The organism is Methylobacterium trifolii, from assembly GCF_022179685.1.
Taxonomy (GTDB): Bacteria; Pseudomonadota; Alphaproteobacteria; order Rhizobiales; family Beijerinckiaceae; genus Methylobacterium; species Methylobacterium trifolii.
The window spans coordinates 1-12,498 of sequence record NZ_BPRB01000058.1 but is presented as its reverse complement, the minus strand read 5'-3'; the positions used below and the strand labels follow the sequence as shown (position 1 = coordinate 12,498).

The following is a 12,498-nucleotide window of genomic DNA, read 5'->3' as shown; positions in this document are numbered from 1 at the left end:
ATCAGTGTCCATGCACCAGGGCACGATCGAGCACGCGGGCCACATGTTCCGCATGCAGCCCGAGCCCGTCGTGGATCTGGTGGCGGCAGGAGGTGCCGTCGGCGACCACGAGATCGCCGGGGCCGGCCTTGCGCAGGGCGGGAAACAGCGCCAGCTCCGCCATGGCCAGGGACACGTCGAGGGTGTCGGCGCCGTAGCCGAAGGCGCCGGCCATGCCGCAGCAGCTCGACTCGATCGGGCGCACGTCGAGGCCCGGCACCATCCGCAGCACGGATTCCACCGAGCCCATCACCCCGAAGGACTTCTGGTGGCAATGGCCGTGCAGGTGCGCGACCCGGCCGCCCTGATCCTCGAGCGCCAGGTCGATCCGCCCGGCGGCGAGGTCGGCGGCGAGCAGTTCCTCGAACAGGAGGCTCTGCCGGGCAAGCTGCGCCGTGTCCGCCCCGGGCAGGAGCGCGGCGAACTCGTCGCGGAAGGTCAGCAGGCAGGAGGGCTCCAGGCCGACGACGCGGGCGCCGGCCCGCACGAAGGGCAGCAGGGTATCCCGCGTGCGCCGCGCCTCCGCCCGCGCCCGCTCGGTCTGGCCGGAGGCGAGGTACGTGCGCCCGCAGCAGAGCGGCCGGCGGCCCCGGACGGGGTAGACCCGGTGGAGCCGGTAGCCCGCCGCGATCAGCACCCGCTCGGCGGCCTCCAGGTTCTCCCGCTCGAAGGCGCGGTTGAAGGTGTCGCCGAACAGGATCACGTCGCGGAAGTCGCCGCTGACGTCGCCGGGATGGGCCGGCTCGCCCACCTCGCTCCAGGCCCGGCGCCAGCGCGGCAGGGACCGCCGGGCCGACAGGCCGGCCACGCGCTCCGACAGCCGCGCCAGGGTGGGATGGCGGTCGCGCAGGTTGAGGAGCGGCGCGAGGTGCGCGGCGAGGCCCGCATAATGCGGCATCCAGCCGATCAGGCGGTCCTTGAGGGGCAGGCCGTGGCGGGCATGGTAATGGTGCAGGAACTCGACCTTCATCCGCGCCATGTCGACCCCGGTCGGGCATTCCCGGCGGCAGGCCTTGCACGAGACGCACAGGTCCATCGCGCGCTTCATCTCGGGGCCGGTGAAGGCGTCCGGCCCGAGCTGCCCCGAGATCGCCAGCCGCAGGGAATTGGCCCGGCCGCGGGTGAGGTGCTGCTCCTCGCGCGTCGCCCGGTAGGACGGGCACATCGCCCCGCCGGCGAGCTTCCGGCAGGTGCCGTTGTTGTTGCACATCTCGACGGCGCCACCGAAGCCGCCCCACTCCGACCAGTCGAGCGCCGGGGCCGTGGGTCGGCTCACGGCGTAGCCTGGGGAGAACCGCATCAGGCTGCGGTCGTCCATCGCCATCGGCCGCACGATCTTGCCGGGGTTGAGGCGGTTCCCGGGGTCGAAGCCGTCCTTCACCGCCTCGAAGGCGCGGGTCAGCCGGGCGCCGAACAGCGGCTCGACGTATTCGGAGCGCGAGATGCCGTCCCCGTGCTCGCCGGAATAGGAGCCCTTGAACCGGCGGACCAGTTCGGCGGTCTCGTCGGCGATCGCCCGCATCGTCCGCACGTCGCCCCCGTCCTTCATGTTCAGGATCGGGCGGACATGAAGGCAGCCGACGGAGGCGTGGGCGTACCAGGTGCCTCGCGTGCCGTGCCGCGTGAACACGTCGGTGACGGCGTCGGTGTAGTCGGCCAGATGCTCCAGGGGGACGGCACAATCCTCGATGAAGGAGACGGGCTTGGCGTCCCCCTTCATCGACATCATGATGTTGAGGCAGGCCTCACGCACCTCCCACACCGACCTCTGGCGGGCGGGCTCCAGGATCTCGACCACGGCGCCGGGGAAGCCGTGGTCGGCCATGCAGGCATCCAGGCGCTTCAGGTCCCGCTTCAGCCCGGCGAGGTCTTCGCCCGCGAACTCCGCCAGCAGCAGGCAGTTCGGCGTGCCGCGGGTGATGTCGGCCAGCGTCGCCCGGAACAGGGGGATGTCGGCGCCCAGCACCAGCACGTTGTTGTCCACGAGTTCGACCGCCACCGGATCGAGATCGACGATGTGGCGAGTCGTCTCCATCGCGTCCCGGAACGACGGGAAGTGGCACACCCCCATCACCCGGTGGGCCGGCAGGCGGGAGAGTTTCAGGGTGACGGAGGTGGTGGCGGCCAGCGTCCCCTCGGAGCCGACCAGCAGGTGGGCGAGGTTCGGGCGCGCCTCGATCAGGGCGTCGAGGTTGTAGCCGCCGACCCGGCGCTGCACCCGGGGATAGCGGGCGGCGATCTCGTCGCGGTTGGCCTCAGCCAAGGAGCGCATCCGCCGGGCGAGGTCCTCCGCGCGGGCCGAGCCCGTCACCCCGTCCGTCTCGTTGCCCGTGAGCCCGAAGCCGAAGGGCGCGCCGTCGTGGAACAGAGCCTCCATCGCGAGCACGTTGTCGCTCATCTTGCCGTAGCGCAGTGAACGGGCACCGCAGGAATTGTTGCCGGCCATGCCGCCGATGGTGCAGCGGGTCGCCGTCGAGGGTTCGACGGGAAAGAACCAGCCATCCGCCTTCACCCGGGTGTTCAGGCGCTCCAGCACGAGGCCCGGCTCGACCGTGACGGTGCCTCCCTCCGGGTCGTAATGCGTGATGCCGTCGAGGTGGCGCGAGCAGTCGACCACCAGGCCGGAGCCGATCGGCTGGCCGTTCTGCGAGGTGCCGCCCCCGCGCAGGATCACCGGCACCCCGTGCTCGGCGGCGATCTGGAGGGTCGCGGCGATGTCGGCGGCGCTGCGCGGCAGCACCACGCCCGCCGGCATGATCTGGTAGATCGAGGCATCGGTAGCGTAGCGGCCGCGGGTGAAGGCATCGAAGCGCACCTCCCCCCGGAGCGCCTCGGCCAGGCGCCTGGCGAGCCCCGCCCCCTGCCGCAACGCCGCCCGCGGACTCGCCGCCGTCCCTGCCGCCACGCGCCTGCCTCCTCCGCGCGGCGGCATCGGCCGCACGTCCTTGGAATGCATATAAGATTCAAGCCGGGTAAGGCAGCCCCACAGGGCGATCGGTCGCGCGGGGACTCCGTGTCTGAACGTCGTCTCGGCTTGACAATGTTCCTGTTTTGTGCTTGATACCCGCCATCCGCTGCCCCGCGGCGACGGAGCGATCCGCCGCCGTCCGACAGGGGGTCCTTCCGCAGGTCGAGCGGCGGGGCCTGGGCAGGGGAGCGGTGCCCGCGTCGGTGGCTTCAGCGGCCATCGCCCCGGGCGGCGCGTCCGATGCGGGATCGGCTCGGGCCGTGGCGTGAGAGGGGCGGCAGGATCGCCCGGCGCGTGGGAGCAAATGCCCCGTGCCCCGACCCGGTTCTGGGCCCATCCTGAGCAACCTGCGGATCCGCGCCACTACGAGCGCGGAGCTAGTTGGAAGGCTACCGACGGTGGCGTCGGGATTCCCGCGGGGCGTCCGCCCCGACAGGACCGACGACACGGGGCCGCAGGATCGGATCGGGCCGGAGACACCGCGACGAGAAGATGGCCGACCGGTCCGACGACGGGATCGTCCGGCCACGGGGCGCCGCGGGGATCGGTATCCGCGCGCACTACCAACCAGGGTCCCCGCGGCGTCCCGCGTCCCCTGCTCCCGGCCATGCCTCCGGCGGATTCGTTTCCGCGCGGGGTCGCTTGCGCTTGGACCCACGTCGGACGATGCGGATCGCATTCGGAGGCCATCCGATCCGGAGAATGCTAGAATGGGGCGGCCTCCTCCCGATCCGCCTCGCGAGACGAGCCAGCCCCGTGACGATCGATCTCTACAGCGACACCCAGACGCGCCCGACCCCCGGCATGCGCGAGGCCATGGCGCGGGCCGAGGTCGGCGACGAGCAGTCGGATTCCGACCCGACCACGCGGGCCCTGTGCGAACGCGTGGCCGCTCTGCTCGGCCAGGAGGACGGGGTGTTCATGCCGTCCGGCACCATGTGCAACCTCGTCTCGATCCTGGTGCAGACCCAGGCCGGCGACGAGATCGTGGTGGACGACCAGTCCCACATCTACAACACCGAGGCCGCGGGTTCGGCCGCCATCGGCGGCGTCTCGGTGAAGGCGCTCCCGACGCCGGCCGGCCTCTACACCCCGGAGGCGTTCCGCGCCGCGATCCGCGAGCCCGCCCGCACGGCGCCGCGCACCGCCCTGGTCTCGGTGGAGCAGACCACGAGTTTTTCGGGCGGTTCGGTCTGGGCGCTGCCCGACATGCGGGCGATCCGCGACATCGCCCACGCCCACGGCCTCAAGGCGCATATCGACGGGGCGCGCCTCTTGAACGCCGTGGCCGCCACCGGCATCCCGGCCGCGGACTACGCCGCGGGGTTCGACAGCGTCTGGCTCGACCTCAGCAAGGGCCTGGGCTGCCCGGTCGGCGCGGTCCTGTGCGGATCGAAGCGGTTCGTGGTCGAGGCCTGGCGCTGGAAGTACCGGCTCGGGGGCGCCATGCGCCAGTCCGGGGTGCTCGCGGCCGCCGGGCTCTACGCCCTGGACCACCACGTCGTGCAACTGGCGACCGACAACGCCAACCTGCACGCGTTGCACCGGGGCATCGCCGACGTGCCGGGCCTCGGGTTCGAGGGTAATGCGGGGCACTCCAACATCCTGTGCTTCTCCGTCGAAGCACTCGGGGTCGATGCGGCGGCCTTCGCCGCCGCTTGCCTCGCCGAGGACGTGAGGGTGCGGGCGATCGGCGCCCACCAGATCCGCGCGACCACCCATCTCGACGTGGACCGGGCCGGCATCGAGCGGGCGGCCGACGTGATCCGGGCGGTGGCTGAGACCTTTCACGATCGGGCCGCGTCGTGAGCGCTGCCATGGGAGACGCGATGCAGGCCTACCGGACCCTCGAACGGCGCTTCGCCCGCCTCTCGGCGCTGGGCGGCGCCACCGGCATCCTCGGCTGGGACAGCCAGGCGCTGATGCCGGACGGCGCGGCCGAGGGGCGGGCGGAGCAGCTCGCCGTCCTGCGCGGGCTCTCCCACGAGATCCTGACCGCCCCGGAGACGGCCGAGGCGCTCGCTGCGGCGGAGGCGGAATCCGGCGATTCGGACCCCTGGCGCGCCGCCAACCTGCTGGAGATGCGCCGCGCCCACGCCCATGCCTCGGCCGTCCCGGCCGACCTCGTCGAGGCCAGTTCCCGCGCCTGCTCGAAGGCCGAGATGGTCTGGCGCGAGGCGCGACGGGACGCCGATTTTTCGCGGTTGGCGCCGCACCTGGCCGAGGTTCTGCGGCTCCAGCGGGAAATCGGCCGGGCCAAGGGCGAGGCCCTCGGTCTGTCCGTCTACGACGCCCTGCTCGACGGCTACGATCCGGACCTGCGCCGGGCCACCATCGACCCGCTATTCTACGACCTGCGCTCCTGGCTTCCCGGCTTGGTGGCGCGGGCGCGCGACCGGCAGGCGGAAGAGCCTGAGCCGCTGCCGGTCGAAGGGCCGTTCCCGGTGGAGGCCCAGCGCCGCCTCGGCCTGTCCCTGATGCGGAGCCTCGGCTTCGATTTCGCCCGCGGGCGCCTCGACGTGAGCCTGCACCCGTTCTGCGGCGGCGCGACCGACGACGTGCGCATCACCACCCGCTACGACGAGGCCGATTTCGGCCGGGCGATGATGGGCGTGCTGCACGAGACCGGCCACGCGCTCTACGAGCAGGGCCGCCCGGCCGGGTGGCGCCACCAGCCCGTGGGCGAGGCCCGCGGCATGAGCCTGCACGAGAGCCAGTCGCTCATCGTGGAGATGCAGGCCTGCCGCTCGGCGGAGTTCTTCGCCTACCTCGCGCCGCTGCTGCACGCGGAGTTCGGCGGCTCCGGGCCGGCCTGGACGCCGGAGAACCTGCACCGGCTGCACACGCGGGTCGCCCCCGGCTTCATTCGGGTCGATGCCGACGAGGCGACCTACCCGGCCCACATCCTGCTGCGCTACGAACTGGAGACGGCGATGCTCGCCGGCGACCTCGCGGTCGCGGACCTGCCCGGCGCCTTCGACGACGGCCTGCGCGACCTCCTCGGCCTCGACGTGCCGGACGACCGCCTCGGCTGCCTCCAGGACATCCACTGGCCGAGCGGCGCCTTCGGCTATTTCCCGACCTACACGCTCGGCGCCATGGCCGCCGCGCAGCTGTTCCGGGCGGCCACCTCCGCCGAGCCGGACATCCTGCCGGGGCTGGCGCTCGGCGACTTCGCCCCCTTGCGCGGCTGGCTGCGGCAGGCGGTACATGCCAAGGGCAGCCTCCTGACCACCGACGCCCTGCTCACGCAGGCGACGGGCACACCGCTGCGGACCGCCGCCTTCCGGCACCACCTGGAGACGCGCTACGGCGGGGCCGCGTAGGGGGCGCCGTCACAGTTCCAGCACGTCCACCGCGTCGCCCAGCCTGTCGCGGGCGAGATCGGCGACGTGGCGGTGGTGGGTGAACAGGATCGGCTGCACCGTGGCGCCGATTGCAGCGAGCGTCTCCAGGCCGTGGGCGGTGCGTGCGTCGTCGAAGGTCGAGAACAGGTCGTCGCCGATGAAGGGAGCCGGCTCGGCGCCCGCGGCGTAATCCTCGAGGTAGGCGAGCCGCAGGGCTAGGTAGAGCTGGTCCCGGGTGCCCTCGCTCAGGCCCTCCACGGGGACGAGGGCGCCGGATGCGCGACGGCCCGCGATCCGGGGCGTGTCCGCCTCGTCGTAATCCTGCGCGAGGCCGGCGAAGGCCCCGCCGGTGAGGGACGCGAACAGGCCACCCGCCCGCGCCAGCAGAGGGTCCTGCTGGCCGGCGCGCTGCCGGGCGATGGCCGAGCCGAGCAGGAGGTGCGCGAGCCGCAGCACCGCCCATTGCCGGGCATCGGCCTGGAGGTCGGTCTCGGCGGCCTTGCGCTGGGCCTGGGCCAGTTCCGCCCCGGTCCCCGCTTCGAGTTCGGCGCGCCGCCGCTCGTTCCGGTCGCGCTCCGCGAAGACCAGACAGCCCCGCTGCTCCTGCTCCGCGTCGTCCATGGCGAGGCGCACGAGGTCCGCCTCTATCGCATCGGCCGACAGGCCGGCGAGGTCCCCCCGCAGGCTCGCCTCGCCGCATCCGTCGGCCGCGCGCATGAGGCCGCTCCGGCGGCTGGCGAGTTCGCTGCGCAGGCCGCTCCGGACGCCGAGCCTGGCATGCAGCGCCTCGATCTCGGGCAGCGCCGCGCCATCGAGGTCGGGCATCACCTCGCCGAGGTGCCCGCGCATCGCGGCCTGTGCAGCCTCCAGGGCACGCAATGCTTCCCCGGCGGATCGCTCGGCCTCGTCGCGCCGCCGGATCATGTCCCTGCGTCGGGCCTCGTCCGCGCGCGCCTCTCCCAGCCGCGCATGCAGCGTCCGCATCGCCGTGCCCGGCGGCAAATCCGCCAGGTCCGGCGCCGTGGCCGCGACCAGCTGCGCGGCCGACGAACGATAGGCCTCCATGTCGCGGCGGAGTCCGGCGACGCGCCCGAGGCGGTTGTCTCGGTCGGCCAGCGTCGAAGGCACCGCACGCCATGCTTCGAGGGCGCTCTCCGCCTCCTCCGGCCGGGATTCCCCACCGAGCCCGAAGACGGCGAGCGCCTCGGCCCAGCCGGCTCGCCAGAGGACCTGCCGCCCTTCGGTCTCGTCCAGCGCTGCCTTGAGACGAACGATGCCGGCCGCGGCGGCGCCCAGCCGGGCCGTCACCTCACGGGTCGCATCCCAGCGGTTGCCCAGCGCCGCGACGCGCTCCTCCAGTCGTGCGAGGACGGCGGCCACGTCCCGCGTGGCGAGGTCGTCGAGCCCGACGCGGCGACCGAGCTCCGACAGCGGCCCGCGGGCGGCCTCGACGCGCTCCGAGAGCAGGGCGCAATCGATGCGGCGGGCGTCGAGGTCCTGCTGGGCCTCGATCAGGTTTTCCGCCTCCGTCAGCCAGGCCGCCATCTCGGCCGGCGTCGCCGGCTCGATCCCCGCCGGCCGCCAAGCCTCCTGCCAGGCGGCCAAACCCTCCACGGCCTCGGCCGCGACCGCTTCGAGAGTGTGCCGGGCGGCGCTCTCCTCCTCCGCCTCGACGGCCAGGCGCTGGCGGTCGGCGGCGTGCTCGGCGACGCGGGCCGCGTCCGCCGCCAAGTCGTCGGCCACGCGGTCGGCGGCGTGCACGGCGCGCTCGTAATCCGCCAGGTCGGCGGGCGCGGCACGGGTGCCGGCCGAGAGGGCGTCCCGCAGCACCGTGAAGCCGCGGTCCCGCTCGGCGCGCAGGCCGTCGAGTTCGTCCCGCGTCGCGATCGCGCGCCCGGCCTCCCGCTCCCGCAGGCTCCTGCGCGTGGCGGCGAGCGCCCGGGACGCCGACTCCACCCGTTCGAGAGCCCGTTGGCGCTCCCGGTCCTTGGCGTCCAGGAGCGCCCTGTAGCGCGCGACGGTCTCGGACGCGGGCAGCGGGGCACGCGCGAGCGCGGCAACGTCCGCCACCGGTGGCGACATCCGGGCGGCCTGTCCGCGCAGGACCTGCTCGGCCCGCCGGATCGTAGCATCCAGGGCGGCCTGTTCGGCGACGGCGCTCCGCACGGGTGCGAAGCTCCGCAGGGCCTCGCGCAGGGGCGCCGGATCGACGGGCGAGCCGCCCTCGGCCACCTGACGGGCGAGGCCGGCATGCTCGGCTTCGGCGCCCGCGAGGTCCCGCTGCAGGCGCTCAATCGCGTTCGAGAAGTCGCGCCCGTCCCGGATCAGGCATTCCACGCGGGTCCTCGCGGCGTCCGTGGGCTGAGCCCGGACGAGGGCATCCGCGTCGGGCAAGCCGATCCGCGCGGCCAGCCGGTCGAGGTCGGCCCCGAACCGGTCGGCCTCAGCCTGGATGCGCGGCAGGTCGACGGCCCCCTTGTCGAAGCGGTCGATGCCCTGAAACCCCTGGAGGATCTCGTCCGCGTGCGCGATCAGGGCCGCGTCGACGGGCAGGGCGGCGATGTCGGCGCGCGCCGCCGAGAGGGCGGACTGGAGGCGGGCCTCCTCGGCCTGCGCCGCACGCAGCCCGTCGAGGACGGTCCCGAGGCGGAGGATCCAGGCATCGCCCGCCTCCACGAGGCCGGCATCGGTCTCGGCGCGTTCAGTCAGGGCGTCGATCTCGGCGATCATGGGCCCGACGCGCTTCAGGCGCTCCAGCCTGGCGCGCTCAGTGGCGATGCGCTCGCGCTCGCTCCGGATCCCGTCGAGGCCGCCGGCCGCAGCCTCGATCGCATCGTTCAACGCCCGCCAATCGCTCGCCCGCAGGCTGGTGTCGCGGATCGCCTTGCGCGCCTCCTCGTAGCGCTCGAGCGCCTGGTAGAAGCTGCGCTTCTGCGACGCCCGCGGAGTGAAGATCCTCTGCGCCTCCTCGTCGAGTTCGGCTTGAAGCGCCGTGTAGCCCCGCAGGCCGGACCCGGCCGCGATCAGGCTGGCACCGAGTTCGCCCTGCGCATCGAGCATCTCCTCGCCGCCCCCGCGCAGGGCTCCCGCATCGAGGCCGAAAGCGCGGCAGAACACCGCGCGGGTCAGCCCCCCGAGAAAGGGCGTGAGCGCATTGTCCGGCAGGGGACCGTCGGCGGCATCGACCAGGGTGTTGCGGTTGCCCTTACGGCGGCGGAAGGCGAGGCGGCGCCCGTCGGCCGCGGCGATCTCGGCGGCCAGCCGCATCTGCGGCATCTCGTGCAGGAAGGCGTAGCGGGTGCGTGCTTCGATGCCGAAGAGCAGGTCGGTGACGGCAGCCAGCGCCGAACTCTTGCCGGCCTCGTTGGCGCCGAGCACCACGTGCAGGCGCGCGTCCGGGCGGAACTGCACCGTCCTGTCGGTGAAGGGGCCGTAGCGTTCGAGGCCGAGGCTGAGGATGCGCATGGACCGGGCTCAGCAGCGGCGGCCGGAGAGGCGGCCGAGGATCAGCGCCTCGGCCTCGGCGCACAGGGCATCGATGTCGTCGGCGAGGTCCCCGTCCTCGCCGGCAGCGCCCGCCGGCATCTTCCCCCGGATCTCGGCCAGCGCCGCCGCGGCGCGGGCGCGGAACTCGGGGTCGCGGTCGAGGTCGGCGAGAAGTGCGGCCGGGTCGATCGCGGCCGCCGGTCCGGTGGCCGAAGGTCCCGCAGCGCGGGGGCGGCTGGTCTCGATCTTCATGCGCTCCAGCCAGATGTCCTCGTGCACCCGATGGGCCGCGGCCTGGATCTCCGCCGTCAGCCCCTCCCGGTCGGCCATCAGCCGGTCGTGCACGGACGTCTGCCCGGTCAGGTGCACCCGCAGGGCCACGAGGCGCCCCGCGGCGACCTGGGCGAAGGGCCTGAGTGCCGTCTCCACCGCGGCGACGGCTTCGCTTTCCCGGGCGATGCCGTCGAGGTCGACGGTAAGCCTGTCGAACCGGGCATGGTCCACGATCAGCCGGCGGAACCCCGACACCTGCCCGTCCGTCACGTCGACGGCCACCGCGCCCTTCTCCCCGCACTCGCGGATGCTGCGGCCCTGGAGGTTGCCGGGAAACACGATCCAGGGATCGCGCGACAGGACCGCGTGCTCGTGGATGTGGCCGAGCGCCCAGTAGGCGTAGCCGCGCCCCGCGAGGTCGGCGATGGAACAGGGGGCGTAGGTCTCGTGGGCGGCATAGCCGGTGCAGGATGTGTGCAGCACGCCGATGTTGAACCAGCCCGGCACGGCGTCGGGATAGGTCAGGGACAGGTTCTCGCTCACCGCCCGATCGGCGAAGCTGCGCCCGTGCAGCGCCACCTTGTGGGCGTCGAGCGGGATTGTCTCGGCCCGTTTCGTAGAGAAGACGCGCACGGAAGGCGGCAGGGTGATCGAGCGGGTGATGACGCTCTCGGCGTCGTGGTTACCGCGCACCAGGACCACCGGAATGCCGGCCCGGTCGAGGCGGGCCACCTGGCGGGTGAAGAACAGGCCGATGGTGTTGTCGGCCCAGTCGCCGTCGTAGACGTCGCCTGCCACGATCAGGAAAGCCACCTCCTGCTCGATCGCCAGGCTCACAAGGTCCTCGAAGGCTGCGCGGCCGGCGGAGGCGAAACGCCGGGCGACCTCGGCGTCCCGGCCCGAGAGACCGGCCAGCGGGGAGCCGAGGTGCAGGTCGGCCGCGTGGATGAAACTGAAGCGGGTCATGGGCGGCGGGACTCTTGCCGTTCGCGCACGCCTGCATCAACCGGTAAGGGAGGGCCGTCCCCCGGTTCCTGGACGGCGGAGCTCCCGCCGTCCTCGCGAAAACGTGAGGGACGACGATCCTCGGTTCAGCCGTGATTCACCGGCACGACCGTTCGATCCGCCAAAGTCGGATGGAGGCCGTCGATGCGCCCGTTCCCCCGTTTCGTCGCGCGCTGGCTCGCCCTCGCCTGTGCCTGCCTCGCCTTGGCCCCCCCCGCCCGCGCCCAGGCGCCGGAGAAGCGCATCGCCCTTGTCGTCGGCAACGCCGCCTATGCGGCGGGCGCGCTGCCGACCACGGCGAACGACGCGGGTCTGGTGGCGCAGACGCTCCAGGCGGCCGGGTTCGACGTGGTCGGTGCCCGCGACCTCGACGAGGCGGCCCTGCGCCAAGCGCTGCGCGACTTCCTCGACAAGGCTGCCGCCTCCGGGCCCGAGACCGTCGCCTTCGTTTACCTCGCCGGCTACGGCCTCCAGCTGGAGGGCGAGAACTACTTCGCCCCCGTGGACGCGCGCATCGGCGTGGCCTCCGACGTGCCGGTGGCGACGCTGCGGGTCTCCGATTACGCCAAGCGGCTCGCCGCCTTGCCGCTGAAGGCCCGCTTCCTCGTGCTCGATTCAGGCCGCCGCAATCCGTTCGTGCGCAGCGGCGAGCCGCTCGCGGGCGGCCTCGCCCTGGTGGAGGCCGAGCCCGGCAGCCTGATCGCCTTCAACGCCGCCCCCGGCACGGTGGGGCCGGAGGAGGGCGGTCCCTACGGCGCCTACGCGCAGGCACTGGTGGAGATGATCCGCGAGGGCGGCCTCCCGCCCGCCGCCTTGTTCGAGCGGGTACGCCTGCGCGTGGCCGAGACCACCAAGGGCGGCCTCGTGCCCTGGGACGCGGCCCGGATCGAGGCGCCGTTCCAATTCTTCCAGCGGGCCGCGGAGGCGCCGCCGGCCGCCCGGCCGGAGCAGGTCGCCGCCCTGCGCGAGCGGCCCTTGCGCGAGATCGGGGCCCGGGACGCCTACGCCCTCTGCCTCCAGCGCGATACGCTCCAGGGCTACCTGGACTTCATCGCGGCCTATCCCGGCGATCCCCTGGCCGCGCGTGCGCGGGCGATCGTCGCCGCCCGGCGCGAGGCGGTGACGTGGCGCCGGACCTGGCTCGCCAACACGCCGGACGCCTACTGGAGCTACCTGACCCGGTATCCCCGCGGGCCCCATGCCTGGGAGACGCGCCGGCGCCTCGCCTCCCTCTCGGCGGCGCTCCAGCCGCCGCCGCGCTTTACCGCCTTCGCCTACGACGTGCCGCCGCCCCCGCCGGAGGAGATCGTCTACGTGGAGCGGCCGGCGCTCTATTTCGACGATCCGGTCTACGCTTTCGCGCCGCCGCCCCCGCCGCCG

6 protein-coding genes are annotated in these 12,498 nt (G+C 73.4%); 3 read left to right on the top strand and 3 right to left on the bottom strand.

Annotated elements, in window-relative coordinates:
- Position 1: 1 nt before the first annotated feature.
- Complete coding sequence (locus tag COGEMETH_RS05295) at positions 2-2,971, bottom strand: FAD-binding and (Fe-S)-binding domain-containing protein (RefSeq protein WP_238181562.1); 2,970 nt, start codon at positions 2,969-2,971, stop codon at positions 2-4.
- Positions 2,972-3,709: 738 nt separating this feature from the next.
- Here COGEMETH_RS05295 and COGEMETH_RS05290 point away from each other — a divergent pair.
- On the top strand, positions 3,710-4,816 hold the full coding sequence (locus COGEMETH_RS05290) for a threonine aldolase family protein (protein ID WP_238181561.1): 1,107 nt from the start codon (positions 3,710-3,712) through the stop codon (positions 4,814-4,816).
- Between the two features lie 20 nt (positions 4,817-4,836).
- A complete protein-coding gene (locus COGEMETH_RS05285) occupies positions 4,837-6,333 on the top strand; it encodes a carboxypeptidase M32 (RefSeq protein WP_238181583.1) in 1,497 nt (498 codons plus the stop codon).
- A gap of 9 nt (positions 6,334-6,342) precedes the next feature.
- Here the strand turns inward: COGEMETH_RS05285 and COGEMETH_RS25565 are convergent, their stop codons facing one another.
- Both COGEMETH_RS25565 and COGEMETH_RS05275 read right to left on the bottom strand, forming a co-directional pair.
- Positions 6,343-9,819 carry an ATP-binding protein gene (locus COGEMETH_RS25565; protein ID WP_283214960.1) on the bottom strand — a complete coding sequence of 1,159 codons (3,477 nt, stop codon included), beginning with the start codon at positions 9,817-9,819 and terminating at the stop codon, positions 6,343-6,345.
- Positions 9,820-9,828: 9 nt separating this feature from the next.
- On the bottom strand, positions 9,829-11,079 hold the full coding sequence (locus tag COGEMETH_RS05275) for a metallophosphoesterase family protein (RefSeq protein WP_238181560.1): 1,251 nt from the start codon (positions 11,077-11,079) through the stop codon (positions 9,829-9,831).
- 183 nt (positions 11,080-11,262) lie between these two features.
- On the opposite strand from COGEMETH_RS05275, the gene COGEMETH_RS05270 reads away from it, so the two are divergent.
- A partial coding sequence (locus COGEMETH_RS05270) for a caspase family protein (RefSeq protein ID WP_238181559.1) occupies positions 11,263-12,498 on the top strand: 1,236 nt, incomplete at its 3' end.